17 protein-coding genes and 1 tRNA gene are annotated in these 23,958 nt (G+C 73.3%); 4 read left to right on the top strand and 14 right to left on the bottom strand.

The genetic code is table 11. The features are described 5' to 3' along the window. Both IEX22_RS14510 and IEX22_RS14505 read right to left on the bottom strand, forming a co-directional pair. Positions 1 to 3,082, bottom strand: a 3,082-nt coding sequence (locus tag IEX22_RS14510; RefSeq protein ID WP_306464466.1) for a LamG-like jellyroll fold domain-containing protein, incomplete at its 3' end; no start/stop codon positions are given. A 321-nt stretch (positions 3,083 to 3,403) separates the two neighbouring features. Then, positions 3,404 to 4,189 (bottom strand): hypothetical protein, encoded by a 786-nt coding sequence (locus IEX22_RS14505; RefSeq protein WP_188669116.1) that lies wholly within the window; start codon positions 4,187 to 4,189, stop codon positions 3,404 to 3,406. 204 nt (positions 4,190 to 4,393) lie between these two features. On the opposite strand from IEX22_RS14505, the gene IEX22_RS14500 reads away from it, so the two are divergent. The 4 genes from IEX22_RS14500 to IEX22_RS14485 are packed head-to-tail and all read left to right on the top strand — an operon-like array spanning position 4,394 to position 8,263. Next, positions 4,394 to 5,140, top strand: a complete 747-nt coding sequence (locus tag IEX22_RS14500) for a CDP-alcohol phosphatidyltransferase family protein (RefSeq protein ID WP_188669115.1) — start codon at positions 4,394 to 4,396, stop codon at positions 5,138 to 5,140. Further along, the gene (locus tag IEX22_RS14495; protein WP_188669114.1) at positions 5,137 to 6,339 is read left to right on the top strand and encodes a glycosyltransferase family 4 protein; all 1,203 of its coding nucleotides are present in this window, start codon (positions 5,137 to 5,139) and stop codon (positions 6,337 to 6,339) included. Before IEX22_RS14500 ends, IEX22_RS14495 begins: the two co-directional genes overlap by 4 nt. After that, positions 6,336 to 7,343 (top strand): glycosyltransferase, encoded by a 1,008-nt coding sequence (locus IEX22_RS14490; RefSeq protein WP_229660076.1) that lies wholly within the window; start codon positions 6,336 to 6,338, stop codon positions 7,341 to 7,343. The genes IEX22_RS14495 and IEX22_RS14490 overlap by 4 nt, the downstream gene beginning before the upstream one ends. After that, positions 7,340 to 8,263: a glycosyltransferase family 2 protein gene (locus tag IEX22_RS14485; RefSeq protein ID WP_188669113.1), complete on the top strand. Its 924-nt coding sequence runs from the start codon at positions 7,340 to 7,342 to the stop codon at positions 8,261 to 8,263. Before IEX22_RS14490 ends, IEX22_RS14485 begins: the two co-directional genes overlap by 4 nt. A 4-nt stretch (positions 8,264 to 8,267) precedes the next feature. Here the strand turns inward: IEX22_RS14485 and IEX22_RS14480 are convergent, their stop codons facing one another. The 12 genes from IEX22_RS14480 to IEX22_RS14425 form a co-directional block, all read right to left on the bottom strand. Next, a complete protein-coding gene (locus IEX22_RS14480; protein ID WP_188669112.1) occupies positions 8,268 to 9,380 on the bottom strand; it encodes a glycosyltransferase family 4 protein in 1,113 nt (370 codons plus the stop codon). 137 nt (positions 9,381 to 9,517) lie between these two features. Next, the gene (locus IEX22_RS14475) at positions 9,518 to 10,609 is read right to left on the bottom strand and encodes an acyltransferase family protein (RefSeq protein WP_188669111.1); all 1,092 of its coding nucleotides are present in this window, start codon (positions 10,607 to 10,609) and stop codon (positions 9,518 to 9,520) included. Further along, positions 10,602 to 11,837 (bottom strand): DUF1972 domain-containing protein, encoded by a 1,236-nt coding sequence (locus tag IEX22_RS14470; RefSeq protein WP_229660075.1) that lies wholly within the window; start codon positions 11,835 to 11,837, stop codon positions 10,602 to 10,604. Before IEX22_RS14470 ends, IEX22_RS14475 begins: the two co-directional genes overlap by 8 nt. Before the next feature lie 43 nt (positions 11,838 to 11,880). After that, positions 11,881 to 13,419: a sugar transferase gene (locus tag IEX22_RS14465; protein ID WP_229660074.1), complete on the bottom strand. Its 1,539-nt coding sequence runs from the start codon at positions 13,417 to 13,419 to the stop codon at positions 11,881 to 11,883. A gap of 484 nt (positions 13,420 to 13,903) precedes the next feature. Beyond that, positions 13,904 to 16,579: a helix-turn-helix domain-containing protein gene (locus tag IEX22_RS14460; protein WP_188669110.1), complete on the bottom strand. Its 2,676-nt coding sequence runs from the start codon at positions 16,577 to 16,579 to the stop codon at positions 13,904 to 13,906. Then, entirely contained in the window at positions 16,576 to 19,215 is a 2,640-nt protein-coding gene (locus tag IEX22_RS14455) for a helix-turn-helix transcriptional regulator (protein WP_188669109.1), read from the bottom strand. Before IEX22_RS14455 ends, IEX22_RS14460 begins: the two co-directional genes overlap by 4 nt. Positions 19,216 to 19,433: 218 nt before the next feature. Continuing rightward, a complete protein-coding gene (gene pth, locus IEX22_RS14450) occupies positions 19,434 to 20,018 on the bottom strand; it encodes an aminoacyl-tRNA hydrolase (protein ID WP_188669108.1) in 585 nt (194 codons plus the stop codon). Between the two features lie 34 nt (positions 20,019 to 20,052). Continuing rightward, on the bottom strand, positions 20,053 to 20,697 hold the full coding sequence (locus IEX22_RS14445) for a 50S ribosomal protein L25/general stress protein Ctc (RefSeq protein WP_188669107.1): 645 nt from the start codon (positions 20,695 to 20,697) through the stop codon (positions 20,053 to 20,055). A gap of 284 nt (positions 20,698 to 20,981) precedes the next feature. Then, complete coding sequence (locus IEX22_RS14440) at positions 20,982 to 21,965, bottom strand: ribose-phosphate diphosphokinase (protein WP_188669106.1); 984 nt, start codon at positions 21,963 to 21,965, stop codon at positions 20,982 to 20,984. Then, the gene (glmU, locus tag IEX22_RS14435) at positions 21,962 to 23,464 is read right to left on the bottom strand and encodes a bifunctional UDP-N-acetylglucosamine diphosphorylase/glucosamine-1-phosphate N-acetyltransferase GlmU (RefSeq protein WP_188669105.1); all 1,503 of its coding nucleotides are present in this window, start codon (positions 23,462 to 23,464) and stop codon (positions 21,962 to 21,964) included. The genes IEX22_RS14440 and glmU overlap by 4 nt, the downstream gene beginning before the upstream one ends. 33 nt (positions 23,465 to 23,497) lie before the next feature. Beyond that, a tRNA-Gln gene (locus IEX22_RS14430) sits at positions 23,498 to 23,569 on the bottom strand. A 98-nt stretch (positions 23,570 to 23,667) separates the two neighbouring features. Then, on the bottom strand, positions 23,668 to 23,958 hold a 291-nt coding region (locus tag IEX22_RS14425; RefSeq protein WP_229660073.1), incomplete at its 5' end, for a hypothetical protein.

Here is a 23,958-nt window from a genome sequence, read left to right as displayed (position 1 = left end):
CGATCGACCCATCCGGATCCGCCGAACCCGAACCATCAACACTCAGCGCCAGATTCTGCGCCGACGACGTGAACGCCGCCACCGGAGCCTGATTGGGCGTGGTGCCGCTGCCGAGCTGGTAGTGCGAGGTCACGCTCGCGGCCGGAAGGACGGAGGAGTACACGGCCACCTCGTCGAGGCTCCCGTTGAAGTGGGAGCTGGAGGAGCCCCAGGTCGTGTCGTTGCCGACCCGCCAGTATCCGCCGTAGTCCTGGGCCTGGGTCTGGGGGTTGGTCCCGGACAGCTGCCCGTCGATGTAGAGCTTCATGCCGTCCGACCCCTGGGTCGCCACGACGTGGTGCCACCGGTTGTCGTTGAGCGGGTCCGGTGTGGTGATCGTGTTCGTCTGCCCGGTCCAGGTGCCGAACACGAGGCGCCCGTCGTCCTGCATGTAGACGTGCCGGTCGTAGCTGCCGGAGTTCCCGTTGGGGCTGCTGCCGAAGCCGATCAGCTTGCCGCCGACCGTCGTGTCCGTCTTGAACCAGGTTTCCAGCGAGTAGACCGTCGGGTTGTTGACGCTCGCCGTGCTGCCCAGCTCACCGTTGGCGCCGTCGAACCCGACGGCCGTGTTGGTCGTGCCGGTCACCGCGCCCTGCTGGCCGAACGTCAGCCCGCTGCCCGAGTAGGTGCCCGGGACGCCGTTCGGGCCGGAGTCGGCGGCCGTGGTGCCGCCGGTCTCGCCCAGGCGCCAGTAGAGATCCGGGTTGTCCTTGAACACCCGTGCCCCATAGGCGTCCGCGGGTGCCGCGGGAACGGTGCTGCTCAGACCGGCCGCCACGCGGTGGTTGTCGATCTGGTCGCCGGTCAGCACGGTGCCGTATACCGCCACGTCGGCGATGTCACCCTGCAGGGAGGTGGCACCGGCGTTCGGCCAGCCGCCGAGGTTGTCGCCCGCGATGCGCCAGTAGCCGGCGTACGGCTGGGCGGTGCGAGTCGACGTGTCCCGGGCGACCCGCCGGCCGTCGATCCACAGGGCCTGACCGTCCGATCCGAGGGTCGCCACGATGTGGTGCCACTGACCGTTGTTGAAGCCGGGCGCGCTGGTGAGGGCGCGGACCGAGCCCGGGTAGACGCCGAAGGTGATCCGGCCGCTGCCGTCCATGTAGATGTGACGGTCGTAGCTGCTGGAGTCGCCCGTGTTCTTGTCACCGAACCCGACGATCTTCCCGCCGTTGGTGCTCGAGGTGCGGACCCAGGTCTCGACGCTGAACGTCGACGGCCCGTCGACGGCGGCGGTCGAGGAGGCGAAGGAGCTGCCGGTGCCGGCCCCGGTGAAGGTCGTGCCGGTGGTCGGCTCCTTCTGGTTCGGCCCGGTCACCCCGCGCTGCGCGCCGGTCACCGTGAGGTCGTTGCTGCCGCTCCAGTCGAACCCGCTCGCGCCGCTGCCCTCGTTCAGGGGCCAGTAGCTGACCGGTTTGTCCGCCAGCACCGCGTTGTCGTAGGCGGTGGCCGTCGGACCCGTCGCGGAGACGGTGACGTTCGCCCAGTCGCTCTGCGTCGAGTTGCCGTTGGCGTCGAACACGCGGATCCGGTAGGAGTACGTCTGCCCCGCCGTCACCTTCGGGTCGCGGAACTGCATCTGCGGCTTGTTCCAGAACGTCGACTCGAGGTCGGTCTCGTAGACCGGCGTCGCCTGGTCGCGGCGCAGCAGCTGGTAGTGCAGGCTGCGGTTGTCGGGATCGTAGTTGGCCTGCCAGGACACCCGCGCCTCGCCGGGGCGGTTCGACGTCGCCGAGATGGCCCACGCGCCGCCCTGCGTGCGCGGGCCGATCTTGTTCGGCGCGAGCCCCGGCCGGGCGAATCGGACCAGTCCCTGCTGGGACGCCCCGTTCACCTTGGGGAACTCGCCGCCGTAGAGCACGTAGTCGGCGTTGCCGGTGACGTTCCACACCGCCTGCGACTTGCCCGTGTAGCTGCCGACGACCCAGTCCGGGAACCAGTGCTGCATGGTGGGCGACGGCTGGCCGGTGAAGCTGCGGTAGCCGTAGATGTCCTGGGTGATGGTCGGCCCGGTCGCGGCCTTCGAGAAGGCGAGCGAGTGGTGGAATCCCCAGGGGTTGGTCTGGGGGAAGCCGCCGAAGTTGCCGCAGTAGTGGGAGTGGCTCCCGACATAGACCGAGTCGCCCACCGGGGCCACGGTGTACGTGTCGCCGTGGCAGTCCTCGAGCCAGACGATGCCGCCGTCGGACCAGTTGGCGCGGAACGCGCCTTCGAAGCCGTCCTCCGCCGTTCCGCCGTAGTCGAACGCCGTGCCGTACACGCTGTCCCCGTCGCTGCTCAGCGACATCATGGCCGCGTTGCCCCCGGCGTTGCGGATCACGCTGTTGATGGCCCACGGCATCAGGGCGCCGGTGCGGGCGTCCAGCGCCGCCATGCCGCGGCCCGGGTTGGTGGAGCCGTTGACGCTCGTGAACGAGCCCGCGATGACGATCTTCGACCGGTCCGGCGAGATCTCCACGCCCTTGAGGCCGTAGCCGCCCGCGACCGTCGCGTTGAAGGCCAGCACCGCACCGGAGGCGGCACTGACCGCGGCCACCTTGGTGCGCTGGACCCCGTTGACGGTGGTGAACTCGCCGCCGAGGTACACGGTGTCGGCGGTCGCCGTGATGGCGTCCACGCGCCCGTTGACGTCCGGCTTCCAGGTGCTGATCAGCGCGCCGGTGGCGGCGTCGAATGCGGCCACCCGGTTGCGGGTCTGCCCGCCGACGGTGGTGAATCGACCCGCGATGTACACGCGGGAACCGTCCGGCGAGGAGTCCACGTCGAACACCTCGGCGTTTGCTCCCGGGTTCCAGCCGGCGTCGAGGACGCCGGTCGCCAGGTCGTACCGCAGCAGGTTCTGCCGCGCCGTCAGGTTGGTGCCCGCGGCCGATCCGGCCGGGCGGGCGTTCTGGAAGTCACCGCCGACGTACACGCGCTGCCCGACGATCTTCTGCGCCCAGGCGACGCCGTTGATCTGCACGGTGGGCAGCGGGTCGGTGGTGACCGTGGCGGTGTAGTCCGGTACCGGGTCCGCCGCGACGGCCGCGATCGGCGACGCCACGGCGAACGAGGACAGGACGGCGCTGACGCCGAGGACCGCGATCAGCCGGCGAAGGCCTCGACGGCGTGGCGCAGGCGGCCACGGCGCGCGCGGTGAGAAGACAGATTTCTGGCCCGGAGCATGACGCATGCTACTACCCCCACTAATTCGTCCGCCCAGACGGTGACGAACGATCCCCACGAAGAAAGGCCCCCCGGCTCACTCCATGGCTGAATCGTAGGGCCTGGCCGGCGCGCGGTCAACGCATCGGCTGGACCTGCGGTGATACCCGTCACACAGCGCCCCGCGGCGCCGTCGACGGCATCCGCGGGGACCCGGTGGTCAGCCGGCGAGGCTGCCCTCGAAGACCACCCGCGGCTCCTGGGCCCGGTAGTCCACGGTGACGCGCACCCGGCCGCGCTGGTCGGTGGGGATGCTGAACAGATACACGCCCGTCGCGTCCGCGCCCGGAGCGAGGGTCCCGGTGAAGGGGCGCCCACCGGGCTGGGTGACGTTGCCGGCGGGGGTCAGCTCGGGCCCGACGTAGGCGTTGACGACGAACAGGTCCAGGTTGACCGGCTCGGATCCGCGGTTGGTCGCCTGGATCGTGAGCCGGACCGCCGGTCCGGCGATCTCCCCCGCCAGCACCGACTCTCCCGTGACGGATTCGCGCCGGGCGATGGACAGCTGCAGGCCGTCGGCGGCCGAGACGACCGCCGTGGGCGCCGCGGCCGGCAACTCCCCGGCCGCCGGGGCCGATGCCGACGCCCGGGCGGACGACGACGCACCGCTCGACGCCCGGCTCGACCCCCCGGCACCCGTACTGGCGGCGTCGGCGGAGGCGGCACCCGTGCCGGACGCACCGGCGGAGGCGGTCGTCGCCCCGCGGCCGGTGGCCCGGGCACCCGAGGTCGCCCCGGTCGCCGTCGAGTTCACGGCCGCGGCCCCGGACGACGACGATGCGGTCGTGGCCGGTGGTGCCGATTCCCGGGAGGCGGTGTTCTGGCCCAGCCAGGTGGCCACGGCCGCGACGACCAGGGCGAGGACGATCACCACGGCGGCCACGGGCCACCACGGCCGCCGGCCGTGATCGGTCGGCCCCGGCGTCGAACTGCGGTGCTCACTCACGAGCTGCCCCCCTCGTCATCCGGCACGGCGGCCGGCTCCCCCACCCTCGCCTCTCCTGAGGGCGACGGTGATGCAGTTCTATCAGGAATCGGCCACGCGCGGCCTGGGAGTCGGCTGGCAGTGCCGCCCCGCCATCAGTACGCTGTCACCGAGCGGGTGGACGGCGGGGGATGCCGGACCGCGGTGACTGCCGAGGGGGACATGATGACGCAGCGATCGACGCTGCCGCGAACGCTGGGGATGCACGAGGCCTACCGTGCCCTGGCCGACGCCCAGAAGGGCCGGGCGCGCAGCTCGCCCGCCTACTCGATCCTGGTGAACCGGCCGCTCGGGCGGCTGCTCGCCGTGCTGGCCTACCGGTGGGGTCTGACCCCGAACCAGGTCTCCCTGATCAGCATCGGGTTCAGCGTGGCAGGCATGCTGTGCCTGGTGCTGGTCCCGCCGTCGGTGGGCAGCGCCCTCGGCGCCGCGGCCTGCCTGGTGCTCGGGTATGCCTGGGACTCCGCGGACGGTCAGCTCGCGCGCCTGCTGCGGGCCGGTTCCCCGCAGGGCGAGTGGCTGGACCACGTGCTCGATTCGTTCAAGAACGTCGCCCTGCACCTGGTCGTGCTCGTGGCGGCCTTCCGCTGGTGGTGGCCCGACGCGGGCGCCTGGTTGGTGGTGCCGCTCGTCTTCGCCGTCTCGGCGACCGTGAGTTTCGCGGCCATGCTGCTCAACGACCTGCTCAGCCGGGGCACGCCGCGTCCGTCGCGCGCCGGCGGCACCAGCGTGTTCACCTGGCTGGCCCTGCCGACGGACTACGGGCTGCTGTGCTGCGCGTTCGTGCTGTGGGCCTTCCCGCCGGTGTTCATGGTGGTCTACGGCCTGCTCGCGCTCTGCTCCGCGGGGTTCTGCGCCCTGGCCACCGTGAAGTGGTTCCGGGACATGGGCCGCGTGGGGACGGCGGCATGACCGCAGCCGGCGGTGACGGCGAGCGACCGCGCGTCGTCATCAGCGCCTACGCCTGCGGGCCGGTCGACGAACCGGAGGCGCGCGCCGGGTGGGAGTTCGCCGTCGCCGCCGCTCGACACCACGACGTGTGGGTGGTGACCCGCGAGCGGTTCCGCGAGCCGATCGCGGCCGCCCTGCGGGAGCGGCCCGGCCTCGCCGCGCACCTGACCGTCGTGCACCAGGACCTGCCCCGGTTGATGAGGTGGCGCAGGCGCTCCTGGGATGTGTACTGGTACTACGCCGCGTGGCAGGCGAAGCTGGCCCGCACGGTCACCGCGCTGCACCGCCGACACCGGTTCGCCGTGGGCCACCACCTCACGTTCGCGAACGACTGGCTGCCCTGCGGACTCGCGCGCGTCCCCCGCCTCCCCCTCGTCTGGGGACCGGTCGGCGGCGCCAGCCGGTTGCCGTACTGGCGGCTGCGCCGCTGGCTGGGACTGCGCGGATCCGTCACGGAGCTGGTGCGTGACGCCGCGACCGCCGGACCGCGACGCTGGTTCGGCGACCCCACGGCGCGCCGTGCCGCGGTCGTCGTGGCGCAGAACGCCGACGTAGCCCGCCGGTTCGCGCACGCCCGGCGGGTGGTCGTGGAGCCGAACGCGGTACTCGACGGACTCGGTGCCCGGCGCGCCGTCGAATCGCAGGACCGCACGGCCGTCTTCGCCGGGCGGTTGCTGGCCTGGAAGGGGGGCCGGCTCGCCATCGAGACGATCGCGCATCCCTCCGCACGGTCGTGGCGGCTGATCGTGTTCGGCGCCGGTTACGAGCGTCGCCGGCTGGAGCGGCTTGCCGCTGCCCGCGGCGTGGAGGACCGGGTCGAGTTCCGTGGCCACCGGCCGCGCGCCGAGGTGCTGGCCGCGATCGCGGGCGCCACCGCCTTCCTGTTCCCGTCCCTGCACGACCAGGCGGGCTGGGTCGCCGCCGAGGCCAGCACGCTGGGCTGCCCCGTGGTCTGCCTCCCCCTCGGCGGCCCGCCGCTGCTCGCCGCACCCAACGCGTTCGTCGCGTCGCTGACGGGCGACGTCGTCGCCGGTCTCGCCGGCCAGCTGAACCGTGCCGCGCAGACCGGGGGGAGGCCGCACCAGCGCTGGTCGGCGTCCCGGCTGCCGGCCCTCGTCGACGACTGGTACGCCGACGCCGCCGAGGCGGTGGCCCCGTGAGCGGCCCCCTGGTGGTGATGGAGTCACTTCAGCGGGTCGGCCCTCAGACGAACCCGTACCTGCGTCAGCTGGTCACCGCTCTCGAGCGCGACGCCGAGTTGCGCGTCGAGCTCTTCACCTGGCGCCGGGCCCTGACCGGCCGGGTGGACGTGTTCCACGTGCACTGGCCGGAGCAGATGGTCGGCGGTCACCGGCGCGTGGGACGGCTGGTGCGGCGCTGCCTGACCGCACTCGTCGTGGCCCGTTTCGCCCTGGCGAGGGTCCCGGTCGTGCGCACCGTGCACAACCTCCATCGGCCCGCGGGCCTCGCCCGCGTCGACCACGCACTGCTCGCCGCCCTCGATCGCCTCACGGTCGTCGCGATCCGCCTCAACGACGCCACGCCCACCACGCAGGCGGCCGTCACCATCCCGCACGGCCACTACCGGGACTGGTTCGCACCCTATCCCGCCGCCGAACGGGTCGGGCGCCGCGCCGCCTACGTCGGTCTGATCCGCCGGTACAAGGGCGTCGAGCGTCTCGTCGAGCAGTTCCGGCAGGTCGACGACCCGGCCGCCACGCTGGTCGTGGCCGGCAGACCGTCCTCGGACGCCCTGCAGGCGGAGATCGCCGCCCTCGCCGGGGACGACCGGCGGATCACGACCCGCTTCGCCTTCCTCGAGGACGCCGAGCTGGTCGCGACGATCACCGCGTCGTCGCTCGTCGTGCTCCCCTACCGCCACATGCACAACTCCGGCACCGTGCTCGCGGCACTCTCCCTGGACCGGCCGGTCCTCGTCCCGGACAACGAGGTGAACCGCGCGCTCGCGGACGAGGTCGGGCCGGGGTGGGTGCACACCTACGCCGGGGAGCTGACCGCCGCCGACATCGCGCGCGCGCTGGCGGCGCCGGCCCCGCAGCACGATCGGCCGGACCTCACGGCCCGGGAGTGGAGCGGCACCGCCGCGGCGCACGCGCGCGCGTTCCGTGACGCCGTCGCCCGGCGCCGGAGGGCACGCCGGTGAGCCCACGGTCCGCGGTCGTGGCCGTCTGCACCTATCGGCGCCCGGATCAGCTGGCGGATCTGCTCCGCTCGCTGCCGCCGCGGCTCGCGGAGACCGACCTGGCGACCGGCGTGCTCGTCGTCGACAACGACGCGGACGGTTCCGCTCGCGCCGTGGTGGACGCCGTGCTGCCGTCCGCCCGGTACGTCCACGAACCGACACCCGGCATCGCCGCCGCCCGGAGCACGGCGATCCGCGCGGCCGCCGGCGCCGACCTGCTCGCCTTCATCGACGACGACGAGATCCCCCTGGCCGGGTGGCTGGACGCGCTGATCCGGGTCCAGGCGGACACGGGGGCCGCCGCGGTCGCCGGGCGTGTGCGCACGGAGCTGCCCGCCGACATCGACCCGTGGCTGCGCGCCATGGGCTACTTCCACCGGCCGGACCGGGCGACCGGCACCCGCGTGCGCGCCGCCGCGACCAGCAACCTCCTCCTCGATCTGCACCAGGTGGCGGACTCCGGCGTGCGCTTCGACCCCACCCTGGGCCTCGCCGGCGGAGAGGACACCCTCTTCACCTACCAGCTCACCGACACCGGCCGCGAGATCGTCTGGTGCCACGAGTCGGTCGTCGACAGCCCCCTCTCCCCCGAGCGCCTGGACCGCCGGTGGGCCCTGGACCGGGCCTACGGGCACGGCAACACGGACGCCGAGATCGCGCTGCGCCGCGCCGGTGGACGACCCGGCAGGGCAGGGGTCGTCGCACGGTGGACGGCCGTCGGCGTGGCCCGCATCGTCCTCGGGTCGGGACGGCGGGCGTGGGGCCGCTGGCGGGGGGACCTGCACCACGAGGCACGGGGAACGCGGAGCATCCACCGGGGACGCGGCATCCTGGCCGGCGTGCGCGGGGACCGCTTCCACGAGTACCACCGGTCGGGGTGACGGCTCATCCCTCCGGACGCGCGGCCAGCCCCAGCACGCCGGCCAGGCCGCGCACGAGGTGCTCGGTCGTCATCCGCTCCTCCACGACGTGCCGGCCCGTCACGCCCATGGCGCACGCCCGGTCCGGGTCGTCCAGCAGGTCGACGACGGCGTCGGCCAGGGCCGCCGGATCGCTCGGGGCGGTCAGCAGCCCGGTCCGCCCGTCCTCGACGTAGTCCTCCAGCCCCGGCGAGCCGGTGACGACGACGGGACGGCCCGACGCCAGGGACTCCAGTCCCACCGTCATGCCGGAGCCGTGCAGGTTCGGCCGTGTCGCCACGGCGACGACCGACGCCCGACCATACAGCTCGCGCACCTGGCGGTGGGTCAGCCGGTCGACCACCGTCATCCCGTCCACGCTTCCCGGCGCCGCGGAACGTGTCTGCACCACCAGCTCCGTCGCCGGGCGCCGCTGCTTCACCAGTCGCAGGGCCGCCAGGGTGGTCTCCACGTCGCGGTGCCGATCGTTGCCGAGACTGACGACGACGGGGCGATCCGGATACGGCTGCAGCCCGAAGAACCGCCCGTCCACCCCGAAGCGGACGAAGCTGACCCGGGGCCCGTCCGGGCCCACCAGCTCGCGCAGCGGTTCCACCTGGGCCCGGCTGATCACCCAGACCCCGGTCATCGCGCGGAGGGCGTGCAGCGTGGCGCGGGCCGCCCCGTCCGGGGGCCCGTGGCGGTCCGTCACCCAGATCACCCCGCAGAACATCTCCGGCCGCCGGGCGAGCCTCGTCATCGCCACCGCCACGTTCTCGTCCCAGCACATTCCGATGTCGCGGGTGCCGGGGCGGGGCGCGGCCGTCACCCGGGGCAGCAGGCGGCCGGCTCGGGCGCGCAGGCTGCCGGACGGGGGCAGCGTCCGGGGCGTGGTGCGCGACGCCCAGGCGCGCAGGCCGTCGAGTCCGTAGGGCCAGCGGCTGGGCACCTCCCCCACGGCGTGCCGGCGCTGCCATGCCGTCGGGTCGAGCTGCGGGGGGAACACCACCTCGAGCCGCGCGGGTGCCGTCCCCGCGGCGGCGTCCGGCACGTCGTCGTCCGCAGCCGGGTCGTTGCCCGCGCTGGATGGTCCGGACATGATCCGATCCCCTTCGTGCCACCGGCCCCCCGACGACCTCCGGCCCCGCGCCTCGTATCCGTGCACCAGGCACCGGGTGGTCGGACCATACTGCGACGCCGGGACGATGTCGAGGGCCGCGTCGGCACGGCGGAACGTCAGGCGCCGGGCCTGCCCTGCCACGGCGGGGAGAAGAGCACGCGAGCCGGGGTCGCGCTGAGCAGCCGGCCCACCCACCAGCACACGACGACGACCGTCGGCGCCTCCACCACCGGCAGCAGCCACAGGGCCGGTGTCGGCAGCGCGTGCGCCAACCGTTCCGGGGGGAGCGCGGTGACCAGGAGCTGGAGCACGGGGACGTGCAGCACGTAGATCCAGAGGGTGCGCCGGCCGATGACCCGGGCGAACCACTGCATCGGCCGCGACCGCACCAGGACCGCGACGATGCAGCCGAAGCCCACCACCACCGCGATCCCCCGCACGCGTTCGAACGCCTCGGACAGCTCGACCGTGGGGAAGAACCGGTCCGCCCAGATCAGTGCCGCGAGCACGACGGCGACCAGGAACGCGCGCGGAACGGTCGCCCGGGACGCCAGCGACCGGACCAACTGCGGGAAGCGGGCGCCGATCGCGAAGTAGAGCCCGAGCGCGAGGATCTTCGTCCAGAACTCCGGCGTCGCGTCGACCACCTCGGCGGTCCACGACACGAGCGCGAACGCTGCCAGCACGGCCCATCCCGGCACGTTCCGGAGCAGCGTGAGCACCACGGTGTACAGCACCAGGGCCATCAGGTACCACAGCGGCGTGTCCGGTACCAGCAGCTGCGCCAGGACGTCGACCGGTCCGTCGACGCGGTGGGGCACGCCGTCCGCGACGGCGACCCCGACCACGGCGTAGACGACCAACCAGACGACGTAGAGCCACGCGTTGGCCGCCACCGAGGGCCTGGCGGCGCGGAAGCCGGCGGCGATGCGACGGCTCGCGAGATAGCCCGACATGGACAGCAGGACCGGCATCCGCAGGGCGTCGATGAGAGCGTTGAGTCGGCCCCAGCCGGAGACCGCGCCGGCCGCCGCCGGGTCGGTCGCGGCCATGGGCGTCAGGTGCCACAGGCAGACGTGGAAGAGCACGACCCCGCACACCGCCAGCCCGCGCGCGGCGTCGACCCAGGGCAGCCGGGCCCCGGTGACGGCGGGCGCGCTCGGCGTCACCCGCCGCGTCGCCGCCGCGACCGGGCGGCGCTCAAGCACGGTGGGCCTCCAGGCGCCGGCTCGCGCCGCCGACCCGGTCCCACTCCCCCGTGCGCCGGCCGGTGGCCGTGCCGCGGACGCTCTCGCCGGCCGCGAGCCGGCGGGCGAGGTCCTCGTAGGCGTCGGTGACGCCGTCCCACGTGTAGCGCTGCCCGGCCATGGTCTGCAGGGCCCGCCCGCGCAGCGCGAGCGCACCACGGTCCCGCTCGGCCTCGAGGAGCGCCCCGGGGAGGGCATCGGCGTCTGCCACATAGCGGCCGTCGACGCCGAGCACCTCCCGGTTGAAGACGACGTCCCAGGCGATCACCGGGGTGCCGGCGCCGACGGCGCGCAGCAGCGACGGGTTGGTCCCGCCGACCGAGTGGCCGTGCAGGTAGGTGGTCGCGTGGGCGTAGAGGGCGTCGAGCAGGTCCTGGTCCCAGACGCCGCCGAGCAGCCGGATCCGCGGGTCGGCGCCCGCGGCTCGTTCGATCCGCTCCGTGTACGCCGCCGCGTACGGGGCGGTGCCGACCACCACGAGCGGCTCCGTCGCGGCGGAGGCCCGGTAGCCCTCGACCAGCTCCGCGACGTGGTTCTCCGGCTCGAACCGGGCGACCACGAGGTGGTAGTGGCCGGGCCGCACGCCCACCTGCGCGAGGGGGGCGGTGGGCACGTCGCGCAGCAGCGGCGCCCCGTACGCGATCAGGTCGGTGGCCGCCTCGAACTCGAGCCGGTAGTAGTCCGCGATGCCGGCCGCATCCGCGATCAGGGCGTCGGCGGTGCGCACGGCGAGGGCCTCGGCCGCCCGGTAGAAGCGGCGCCCGGCGCCTCCCCACTTGCCGCGCTGCCACTCCAGCCCGTCGACGTGCACGGCCACGGGCACCCCGCGGGACTGGATCAACGGCACGAACGGCGCGTTCGCGGCATTGAAGACGAAGGCGACGTCCTGCCGGCCGCGCCAGGAGAGGTGCGCGGCCGACGCCGCCGTGTGGCTGAGCGTCTCGAGCGTCTTGCGCCGCAGCGCGGGCAGGTGCACCAGGTCCATTCCCAGGTGCGAGGCGGGCGCCGCACCCCCGGTGCGCCGGCAGTAGACCGTGACGGCGTGCCCCCGCTCGGCCAGCCGGGACCCGATCTGCTCGACGGCGGTCTCGAAACCCCCGTAGGCGGCGGGCACCCCGCGGGTGCCCACCATCGCGATGCGCAGTGGATCGGCCGGCGGAGCCCCGCCGGCCGTGTGTGTCGTGTTCATCGTCCCCCCATGTCCGCGGCACGGCGCACCGTGCCGCCGGTGCTCAGTAGGCGCCGTTCTTGTTGAGCATGACCTTGACCGTCTGCCACATGATCATCAGATCCCCCAGCAGCGACCAGTTCTCCACGTAGTAGAGGTCGAGCCGCACGCTCTCCTCCCAGTCCAGGTCGGACCGGCCGTTGACCTGCCAGAGCCCGGTGATCCCCGGCTTGATGAAGAGACGCCGGTGGGTGTGACCGTGGTAGGCCGCGACCTCCGAGGGCAGCGGTGGGCGCGGGCCGACGAGCGACATGTCCCCGCGCAGCACGTTGATGATCTGGGGCAGCTCGTCCAGCGAGGTGCGGCGCAGCAGCCCGCCGATGCGGGTGACCCGCGGATCGTTCTTGAGCTTGAACAGGACGCCCGCGCCCTCGTTCTGCTCCCGCAGGGCGGCCAGGTCCTGTTCCGCGGTCTGCACCATGGACCGGAACTTCAGCATGGTGAACGAGGTGCCGTTCCGGCCCACCCGGACCTGCCGGAAGAGCGCCGGACCCGGGCTGTCCCGCGTGATCAGCAGGGCGATCAGGGCCATGGGGATGGTCAGCACGAGCAATGCCAGCGTGGCGAGGACGATGTCCATGGTGCGCTTGAGCACGTGCCGGCTGCCCGTGAAGTTGGGCAGGTCCACGTGCATCAACGGCAGGCCCTCGACCGGCCGGAACCGGATCCGTGGGCCGGCGACGTTGGTCAGCGACGAGGCGACCACCAGCTGGGTGCTGCTCTTCTCCAGTTCCCACCCGAGTTCGCGGATGAAGCTGGAGCCGGCGGCGAGCTGGCCGGCGACGATGACGGCGTCGGCCCCGTACCGCGCCACGACCGCCGGGATGTTCTGCACCTGGCTGAACACCGGGATGGACGCGTCGTCGACGCGGAGGCGTCCGGTGACGTCCGCGTCCTCGACCACCGCCGCGACGACCTTGAACACCGCGCCGGACTTCTTGGCGATCCGCGCGACGACGTACTCGACGTCCTCGTGCGAGCCGAGCACCACGACCTTGGACAGGAAGTAACCGTCCTTGCGGTGCCAGGTGAGCCACCGGCGGGCGATCCAGCGTTCGACCAGCAGGGCGCCCGTGGCCACGGGGATGCCGGCGAAGACGTAGCCTCGGCTGGAATCGGCCTGGAAGGCGAGGAAGAGCACGGCGGTCGCGCCGATCGCGGCGGCGCCGGCGTTCACGACCGCCTTGTACTCCTCGGATCCCACCCCGAGGATCTGCCGGTCCCGACTGCGGAACAGCGCGAGCAGCGCCATCCAGACCGCGAAGACGACGAGCGCCTGCGCCATCTGCTCCGGCCGCAGCATGCGCCCCGTGAAGACCTCGGGATGCAGCATCAACTGGGTGCCGAGGATGCCGGCGAACACCAGCGCGGTGTCCATCGCCAGCAGGCCGAATCGATAGCGGCGCACCCAGCGCGCGGTCGTCATCGCGGCACCGGCCGAGGCCCGGTGGAAGACCCGTGGCCGTGCGCGATGCGTGCCGAACTCGGGCAGGTCCATCGGCGTGCGTGTGACGCCGATGGCGTCCTGACTGAGCTGAGTCACGTTCCCCCCTTGACCGGACCGCCGGGACGCCTCGGCGTCACGGCGGAACCGACTGACCTAAGGAGTCGGCGGCGGCTGGGGGGGGCCTTGGTCTCAGAAGGCCATCCGCCGCCGACTCCGTCTCAGGTCCCCCGTCCCGGTGTTCCTCGCGGACGTCGTCGACGTGCGGTGAGGAACACCGGTCCGGGAGGATGGTGGCGAGTCCGCACACGAACGGTCGGTGCTGACGTCCACCCGAGCAGCCACGCAGAGTCCCCCCAGGGCTGCTCTCGGTGAAGCGGAAGTGTGGTGGAGACCTAGCCGTTGTCCCCCAGCAGTTCTTCCCCCGTTGGTTCCCGCTTCTCCCTCAGTCTAGGTGCGTTCACGGAGGTGAACAGGCGAATGGCTACGGGTCTTGGAGTGGCCACTACTCTATTTCGCCGGTGATCTGGGTGACCCGCCGGTAACCTCGATCTCGCTACGGGGATCGACCCCGCGGACCACTCTAGGGAGTGGTCGCGGGGCCGCGGAGCGCCACGAGTTCGTCCCTCCGGGTCACCCCCAGTTTCGGGTAGACCCGGTAGAGGTGGTTCTCGACGGTGCGGACCGAGACCCCCACCGCGGTGGCGATCTGCCGGTTGGTGCGGCCGGCGAGCAGGTGCTCGACGATCTCCCGCTCCCGGCGGGTCAGCCGGTCCAGTCGCGGGCCGCCGTCCGCCGCGGCCCCGTCCACGCCGAGGGCCCCGGCGGCGGTGGTGATCAGCCGCTGCAGTTCGCGGGCCCGGGCCTGGTTCCCGTCGGCCTCCAGCAGCGGCACCGCCGCGCGCCGCGCGTGCAGGGCGATCTGCGCATACCCCAGGGCGACGGCCGCGTCCGCCGTACCGGCCAGCCCCTCGGCGTCGCCGTCGAGCAGCGCCCGGGCGTAACGGCGCAGCATCGCCGCGCCGTCACCCTCCAGTCCCGCGGTCAGGTCGAGGATCCGCTGCGGATCCCGGGGCGGCCCGAGGAAGGCGCCGAACAGGCGCACGTCGAGCTCGAGGGTGACCGCGCCGGACCGCGCGCTGGCGCGGGCGACCTCCTCCACCGCGTCGAGGGCGGCGTCCGGCCCGGCGGTGCGGACGGAGGCGAGGCCCATGAACGCCGTCGCCATCTGGTACTTCGGGTCGTCCGTGCGCGCCGGCAGCCACTCGAAGTCCTCGCGGCAGCGCTCCACCAGGGCCGCGTCCCCGCGCAGGGAGGCGGCGAACGCCGTCACCCCCAGCGCGAGCGGGAGGCAGTTCTCCACGTCCGACTCCCGCAGCGCCTCCACCGCGGGCAGGAGGTGGCCGAGGCCGCCGTCGACGTCGCCGGTGAGCACCGCGATCATCCCGCGCACGAAGCCCACCGCCCCGCCGAAGAAGATCAGGTTGGCCGGCCCGCGATCGCTGTACCCCTGCAACATGGCGCGGACGTCGTCCCAGCGCGGGACGTGGATGCAGGCGATCACGTGCCGCGTGAGCACGTACTCGTGGAAGCCGGTCAGGGTGGACGCCTGCGTCATCAGCGCGAAGGCCTCCTGGGTGCACTCCACGCCGGAGCGGGGCCGCCCCGTCCAGGCGAGCACCTCGCCGAGCTGCGTGAGCGCGACGATGCGGCAGGTCAGGTTCTGGTCCGGGCTGGCCAGGATGGTCCGCAACCGCTCCTCCAGCCCGTCGAAGCGCGACTCGAGCAGCAGGGCGCCGGTCTCGATCAGCTCCGTGCCGATCGACGCGTGCCGCATCACGGTCCGCTCGAAGTCGTCGAGGACGCGGTCGGCCTCGATCCGTTCGAGGGCGGAACGCCACAGCCGGGCGTCCGCGCGCAACGGCGTGGACAGGCCGAGCGTCTGCAGGTGGATCTGGGCCATCTGGATCACGGCGGCGGAGACCACCACCGGGTCGACGGAGGTGGTCGCGAGGGACTGCGCGATCTCGACGGCCCGGGCGGTGTTGCCCCGCAGGAAGGTGGCCCGGGCGATCTCCACCTGGGCCGCGCCGACGAGTTCCGGGGCGGTCACGACCGTGGCGGCGCGCAGGGCGAAGTCCGGGTTGTACACCTGGTTGGCCAGGCGGGCGGCCTTGAGCAGGTGCTGGTCCGGCACCCGGATACCGCAGTCGAGCGACCAGGCGACGTGGTGCAGCAGACCGTCGAAGGAGTAGGGGTCGAAGTCCATCTGCTCGACCAGCTGCTGGCGGATCAGCAGGGACCGGCCACGCGGCACGAGAGCGCGCACCAGGTCCCCGTACAGGGGGTGGCTGGGGCGCACCACCGGCGCCTCGTCCTGGCTGACCGTCACGATGCGCGCCGCCTCGAGCCGGGCGATCGCCTCCCGGTGCCCCAGCCGCTCGGCCACCGACAGGGGCAGCGGATCGGCGAGCGAGACGAGCTCGAGGGCGCGGCGCTCGGCCGGCGGTCGCCCGACCAGCTCCCGTTTGATCACCTCGGTCAGGGGCAGGTCGGCGCTGGGGAACTCGCCCACCAGGATCCAGACGCCGCGCCGGCGGACCAGGCTGTGCGTGCGGACCGCGCCCTCGATCAGTGCCTGCGCCATCATCGGGTTGCCCTCCGACGCCCGGGCGAGGTATCCCCCGACGCTGTGCAGCACGGGGCCGGCCAGCACGGTCTCGCAGAGCTGCTGGATCTCCTGCTCCGCCATCGGGTCGAGGTCGATCTGGTCGATCAGCCCGTCGATGGTCAGCTGCAGCAGGTCCGCCGGCAGCTCCGCCGAGCGCCGGCCCAGGGCGACCAGGCGCAGCTGCCCCCCGGCGACGAGCTGGGCGATGAGGGCCGCACTGCTCTCGTCGACGAACTGCGCGTCGTCGAGGACGAGCACGGGCACGTTGCCGGCGTCGTCCGGGTGGAACCGAGCGTTGAGCTGGCGCATCACCGCCACCGGGGAGTCCACGTCCCGGGCGCTCAACCCACTCAGATACGGGCCGAGCGCGCCGAACGGCACGGTCGAGAGGCTGCTGGTGGCCAGCACCGTGGAGATGGGCAGCCGCCCGTCCAGCAGGTCCCGCACGCCCTGCGCGACCATGGTCTTGCCCATGCCGATGTCCGCGAGGACGAGACTGCCCCCGCCGGACCCGGAGCGCAGCTGGCCGGCGATCCGTTCGGCGATGGCCAGGCGGCTGCCGCGCAGCAGCGGGGAGACGTCGCTCACGCCGGGGTCCGCGCCGTCTCGACGAGTGCGGCCAGCTGCCGGCGCCCGGTGACGGGCAGCTTCTCGTAGATGTTGGCCAGGTGCCACTCGACCGTGCGGCGGGACAGGTGCAGCCGGCGGCCCAGCTCCTCGTTGGTCGTCCCGTTCGCGACGGCGTCGGCGACATCGCGCTCCATCGGGGTCAACGTCTCGAGCCGGCGGGTCGCGACGGCCGGGGTCGCGGTGCGCTGCTGGGTCCGCTGGAGCAGTCCGCGGGCGGCGCGCCGGTGGGCCGGCGTGAGCGGCTCGGTCGCCAGCATCCGGTCCGCGACGGCGACGACGACGGCGTCCAGCTCGAGCCGCTCGGCCGCCGTGCCCGCGGCCAGCAGCTGCTCCGGGTCGCCCGTCGCGATGCCCGCGGCCAACCGCCGGGCCAGGGCGGCCACCGGTCCCTGGACGGTCTCCGCCAGCCGGCCGGCGGTTCTCGCCGCCTCGGCGTCGCCGGTGATGGCCGCGGTCAACGCCAGGTCGAAGGCCATCTGACGCAGGCCGCGCTCCTCGTCGGCGCGGGACTCGGCGAGCAGGGCGGCGACGGCGGCCGGCCGGTCCTCGTCGAGCAGCAGGCGCGTGGCGTTGCGGAAATACTCGGCGTAGCGCCGCACTACCCAGGCGGCGTTGCTGGCGTACGCGTCGAGCCGGCCGAGGAACGCAGCGGCCTCCTCGGTGTGCCCGAGCCGGGCGCTGTTGTAGGCGGCGGTCGCCAGCGCGAGCGGAAGCACGGGGGCCCGCCCGTCCACGGCGAGTTGCGCGATCGCCGGCCGCAGCGACGCGAGGGCGCGATCGTGATGGCCGGTCAGGCTGTCGACCAGCCCTTCCCACAGCTCGCCGTTCAGGACGATCGGACCCGGCGGCCGGCCGGTGTCGTCCATGCCGGCCGCCACCAGCGCCCGGCACGTCGCGAAGTCCCCGGAGAGGATGCGGATCAAGAACTCGTGCTCGGTGAACGCGAAGCCGGCCAGCGGCGAGACACCGTCGGGCGGCAGCGCCAGACGGACGCCGGCGATCAGGCGCAGGGCGTCATCGGTCCGGCCGACGTGGGCGAGCGACTCGGCGATCCAGCCCGTCCGGGTGACGCAGTCCGGGGTGAGCACGCTGCCGGGCCGGGGCATCAGGGCGTCGAGGCCGTCCGGCAGGTGGGTGGCGATGATGTCCGCGAAATGCCCCTGGTGGGCGGCCAGTTCCACCTCGGCGGTCTCGATCCGCGCCAGCAGGCCGACGTCGCCGTCGGCCCGGCCCCGCGCGGCGATCAGCACGTCGCCGGCCCGCGCGTAGCCGTCGGGCAGGTTGCGGTACACCCCCTGTTCGGCGATCGCCAGATCGACGAACTCCGCGTCGGTCAGGGCGAAACCGTGACGCCGCCAGTCCTCCAGCTCCCGGGCGGCCCGGTGGTACTGCCCCGACGCGCAGAACACCTCGAGCGTGGTCACGAGCGCGTGCACGTCGTCGGTGGAACGCGGGAAGCTCGCCACCAGGTGCGCGGCCCGGGCGGGTTCGAGCGACTGCAGGGCGAACTCGGCGGCGGCCAGGACGTCGGCGACGGGTACCCGCTCACGCGCGTCCACGGCCCACTCGATCAGGCCGGCGCGCGTCGCCGCCGGGACGGGCCGGTCCCCGATGACGGCCAGCACGTCGTCGTGCAGGGCACGCCGGCGCAGCAGGGGCAGTTCGGCGCGGATCACGTCGCCGAGACCGGGGTGGCGCAACCGGACGGCGGGCGCGCGCCGCTGGTCGACGAGGATCAGGCGCAGGGTCATCAGCTCGTCGAGCGCCTCATGGCCGGCGATGTCGAGCAGCAGGGGCAGGGGCAGTTCGCGCACGCAGGCGAGGATGTCCAGGATGCGCCGGTGCTCGGCCCGCATCCCGTGCAGGCGTTCGAGGGCCAGCCGCCGGTCGCGTTCGCGGGGCCCCCCGTCGCGCAGCACCCAGATGCCGTCCTCGAGCACGAGCCGGTCGTCGGCCAGCAGGCTCATCCGCATCATGCCCAGGTAGCGGGGGTTGCCGGCGGCCGCCTCCCAGATGGTGAACGCCGCCATCCGGGAGAGCATCCCGCCGAGGTCGTCCGCGAGCACGAGGGCCGCGTCGGGCAGGCTCAGGGGCGGCAGCTCGATGCGCAGCACGCCGTCGGAGTACACGAGGTGCTCGAAGCCGGGGTGCAGCTGGTCGGCGTCGGAGGTGCACAGCACCAGGCGCACCGCACCCCGGGCGCACAGCTCACCCAGCACGATGGCGCTGCGCGGGTCGACGGCCTCGGCGTTGTCGACGCCGACCACGACCGGCCGCCCGTGGGCGCGTTCCGCCAGCAGGCGGGCGAGGCCGTCGGCGACCGCGAACGGGTGGCCGACGGAGGATTCGGGCAGTTCGCTGAGCAGCAGCCCCAGACTGGCGTAGTCGGAGCCGGAGATGGCGGCGCTGCCGCGGACGGTGAGCACCTCGGCACCGGGTCCGAGGTCGTGCAGCAGTTGCCCGAGGAGGGCGGTCTTGCCGCTGCCGGCCTCGCCCACGATCAGGACCGAACGCGCCGTCGAGCCGCGCAGCACGGCCAGCGCCGCCGCGATCTGGCTGTCTCGGCCGCGGACCCGGGTGCCGTGGTGGGGCACGACGACATCGCGTCGACTCCCGTCGGCGCGCTGAGACTGCGGTCGACCCGTCCCCACCTGCACATGCCCCCATTCGGCCACGGAATCCCCCCGATCCCGAGTCACGCGTCCATGACCCCACGTCACCGGGGGGCCAGATGCGTCAGCGACTGGTCGCGATCATACACGGCGGACCCGACCGCCGACCGCAACCCGTTCCCGTCCCGGCGTCGGCGTCGTCAGCGGCCGTGGAAGCGCTGCTGGGCCGCGAGCAGGCCGTCCTCGACCACCGCGTCGACGGCGTCCGCCGCCGTGTCGAGCAGCAGCGGCAGGGCCGCCGACTCGGTCTTCGCGAAGTCGCTGAGCACGTGGTCGGCCGGGTCCTTCCGGCCGGGCGGACGCCCCACGCCGACCCGGACCCGGACGTAGTCCCGGGTGCCGATCGCCCGCGTGATGTCCTTGAGGCCGTTGTGGCCGCCCTCGGAGCCGCCCCGCTTGAGCCGGACGTCGTCGAAGGGGATGTCCATCTCGTCGTGCACGACGATCAACTGGTCGGCGCCCAGCGAGTAGTACTGCAGCAGCGCGGCGACCGGTCCGCCGGAAGTGTTCATGAACACGGCAGGCTTGGCGAGCACGACGCGGGGGCCGCCGGGACGGACCCGGCCGGTGGCCACGGCGGCGCGGGCGCGGGCGTCGGCGCTGAAGCTCGCGCCGATCCTGCCGGCCAGCTCGTCGAGGACCATGGCGCCGACGTTGTGCCGGTGACGGGCGTAGCCGGGCCCGGGATTCCCGAGCCCGGCCACGAGCCAGGTGTCCGCGCTCACCGCTGGTGCGCGCCGGACGAGGTGATGCGAACGGTCACTCGGCGGACTCGTCCTCGGTGGCCTCGGCCTCCGCGGACTCGCCGTCGGCGGCCTCACCCTCGGCGGCCTCCTCGGCCTCCGGCTCCTCGCCCAGATCCTGGACGGCGGGCTCGGCGATGTTGACCAGCAGGGTCTCCGGATCCGTGACCAGCGTGACGCCGGCGGGCAGCGCCAGATCCGAGACGTAGAGGTGGTCGCCGATCTCGCGGCCGGTGATGTCGGCCTCGAAGGACTCCGGGATGGCCGTGGCGTCGGCCTCGACGGAGATCGAGTTCTGGTCGAGGTTGACGTAGGCGTTCGGGTCCGACTGCTCGCCGACCACGTGCACCAGGACGTCGACGGTGACCTTCTCGCCACGGCGGACGCCCTGCAGGTCGACGTGCTCGATCAGCTGGGTGACGGGGTTGCGCTGCACGTCCTTGACCAGGGTCAGGTGGTTCTCGCCCTGCACGTCGATCTCGAGCAGCGCGTTGACGGTGCGGACGACCAGCATCGTCTGGTGGCCCGGCAGGGTCACGTGCAGCGGCTCGGTGCCGTTGCTGTAGATCACGGCGGGGATCTGGTTGTTGGCGCGGATGCGGCGGGCAGCGCCCTTGCCGAACTCGGTGCGCGGCTGCGCGGGCAGCGTCTTGGCGGCCATGGGGTTCCTCCTGGTGGCGATGTGCGGTGGCCGCGGAGGTGTCCACGGCTCGGGGCCTGCCAGGCGGGGATCCTCGACCCGGGCCGTCAGCGGACGCTGTCGGCCGGGGCCTCCGGCCGGGATCCGGCCGGAGAGAATGCCATGTCGTCGATCACGGAGCGCGTGCTCCCTCGCCTGGGCAACCCGTCCAGTCTACCGGTTTCCGAGGGCCGCGGGAAACGCGCCGGAGGCGGGGGGACCGAACGGTCCCCCCGCCTCCGGCGTGGTGGTGCGGGCGGGACCCGTCAGTGGGCGACCCCGTCGAACAGGCTGGTCACCGACCCGTCGTCGAACACCTCGTGGATCGCGCGCGCCAGCAGAGGGGCGATGGAGAGCACGGTCAGGTTCGGGAACCGCTTCTCCGGGGGCACCGGCAGGGAGTTGGTGACGATGACCTCGCGGGCCCCGCTCTCCGCCAGCCGGCGAGCGGCCGGGTCGGAGAACACGGCATGGGTCGCGGCGATGATGACGTCCCGCGCCCCGGCCTGCTTGAGCACGTTGACGGCGCCGGCGATCGTGCCGCCGGTGTCGATCATGTCGTCGATCAGCACACAGGTGCGGCCCTCGATCTGGCCGACGACCTGCTTGGCGACCGCCTGATTGGGCACGGTGATGTCCCGGCTCTTGTGCACGAACGCCAGGGGCGCCCCACCGAGCCGCTCCGCCCACTGCTCGGCCACGCGGACGCGCCCGGTGTCCGGGGAGACGACCGTGACCTCGTCGACGTTCACCCGGGAGCGGACGTAGTCGGCCAGCAGCGGGATGGCCATCAGGTGGTCGACCGGGCCGTCGAAGAAGCCCTGGATCTGCGCGGTGTGCAGGTCCACACTCATCAGGCGGTCCGCGCCCGCCGTCTTGTACAGGTCGGACACGAGGCGGGCGGAGATGGGCTCGCGGCCGCGGTGCTTCTTGTCCTGCCGGGCGTAGGGATAGAACGGCGAGACGATCGTGATCCGCTTCGCGGAGGCCCGCTTGGCGGAGTCGATCATGATCAGCTGTTCCATCAGCCACTTGTTGATGGGGTACGGGTGCGCCTGCAGCACGAACACGTCGCACCCGCGGATGCTCTCCTCGAAGCGCACGTAGATCTCGCCGTTGGCGAAGTCGTACGCGGACGTGGGCAGCAGCTCGATGCCCAGCTCCTCGGCGACCTGCTCCGCCAGCTCGTGGTGCGCGCGGCCGGCGATCAGCACCATCCGCTTCTCGCCCTGGACCTTGATGCCCGTCATGAAGGATCGCTTTCTGCCGTCGGTCGGTCGGTGGTCGTGGAGTCGTTCGTCTCGCCGCTGCCGCTCGCGCGCTCGGCGGCCGCCGCCGCCGCCGTGCCCGCCCGGTTGGTGGTCACCCACCCGTCGAGGTTGCGCTGCGGGGCGACGTTGATCGCCAGGGCGCCCGCGGGCACGTCCTTGCGGATCACGGTGCCGGCGCCGCTGTAGGCGCCGTCCCCGACGGTGACCGGCGCGACGTACATGTTGTCGCTGCCCATCCGCACGTCCGAGCCGATGGTGGTGTGGTGCTTGTGCACGCCGTCGTAGTTGACGAAGACGCTCGCCGCCCCGATGTTCGAGTTCGTCCCGATGGTGGCGTCCCCGACGTAGCTCAGGTGCGGGACCTTGGAGCCGGCACCGATGGCGGCGTTCTTCGTCTCGACGAAGGTGCCGATCTTGCCGTCCGCGCCGAGGTCGGTGCCGGGACGGAGGTAGGCGAAGGGGCCGACGGTGGCACCGGGGCCGATCCGGGCGCCGGACCCGTGGGTACGGATCACGGTGGCGCCGGCCTCGATCACGACGTCGGTCAGGGTGGTGTCCGGGCCGACCGTGGCACCCGCCGCGACGGCGGTCCGCCCGTGCAACTGGGTGCCGGGCAGGACGGTGACGTCCGGCGCCAGCTCGACGTCCTGGCCGATCCAGGTGGTGGCGGGATCGGTCACGGTGACGCCGGCGCGCATCCACGCCTCGACGGTGCGGCGGTTCAGCTCCGCGCCGAGCGCAGCGAGCTGGACGCGGTCGTTGACGCCCTCGAGCTGCCACCGGTCCGGGCAGGTCAGGGCGGTGACGGTGACGCCCTCCGCCCGGGCCAGGCCGATCACGTCGGTCAGGTACTTCTCGCGCTGGGCGTTCTCGGTGCTCAGTTGCGGCAGCACGCGGCGCAGCAGCGCGGCGTCGAAGGCGTAGATGCCGGAGTTGACCTCGCGGACGGCGCGCTGCGCCTCGGTGGCGTCCTTGTACTCCACGATGCCGTCGACGGAGCCGTCGGCGGCGCGCAGCACCCGGCCGTAGGCGCCCGGATCCTCCAGCTCGGCCGTCAGCAGGGTGACGCCGCCCGGGTGCTGCGCGGCGACGAGCTCGCCGAGCAGGTCAGTGGAAAGCAGGGGCACGTCCCCGTAGGTGACGACGACGGTGCCCTCGACGTCGCCGAGCGCGTCCATCGCGACCTCGACGGCGCGACCGGTGCCGGGCACCTCGTCCTGGTCGACGATCAGGGCCTGCGGTGCGACGGCCGCGAGGTGCTCGACCACGGCGTCGCGCTGGTGGCGCACGACGACGGCCAGCCGCTCGGGGGCCAGGCCGGCCGCGGCGCGCAGGGCGTGGTCGATGAGGGACCGCCCGGCGATCTCGTGCAGGATCTTCGGCCGGGACGACTTCATCCGGGTGCCGGCGCCGGCGGCCAGGACGATCACGGCGGCGGGACGGTTCCGGCCGGTCTCGGGCTGCCGGTCACTGCTCACGGATGGGTGCTCCTCGCGTCGGGGGTCGGGCCGTTCCGCCCCTAGGACTCGAACCTAGACTCCACGGCTCCAAAGGCCGGGGTGCTGCCATTACACCAGGGCGGACTGCCCGGTGGTGCGGCTCCGGGCGCCCTCCCCAGTCTAGGGCGCGGCGCGGGACGGTGGTGAATCGGCCGGGGCGGCAGGCCGGGCCAGCGGTGGGGCTAGCCGTCGTCGTCGTCGTGGCCGGTCAGCAGCACGGGCACGGGGGTGCTGGCGGGCACCGCCCGGTGCAGGGCGGCGGCGGCCGCGGCGTCGGGGGCGAGGACGTGGCCGTGGGATCGCAGCAGCAGGCCCGCGGCGCTGGCCCAGCCGGTGGCGGCGTCCTCCCCGGCCTCGGTGCTGACCGCCAGGTCCCAGGCGGCGCCGATGACGAGCGGACCCGCCGGGCCGGGGTCACGGGTGGACCCGCTCCGTGCGCCGGGGGCACCCGGGCCGGGCGCGGGAGCGCCGGC

Origin of the sequence: Tersicoccus solisilvae (genome assembly GCF_014643255.1) — a bacterium.
GTDB classification, from domain to species: Bacteria; Actinomycetota; Actinomycetes; order Actinomycetales; family Micrococcaceae; genus Tersicoccus; species Tersicoccus solisilvae.
Note: the sequence above shows the minus strand (reverse complement) of the source record. Positions and strands in the feature narration are given on the sequence as shown.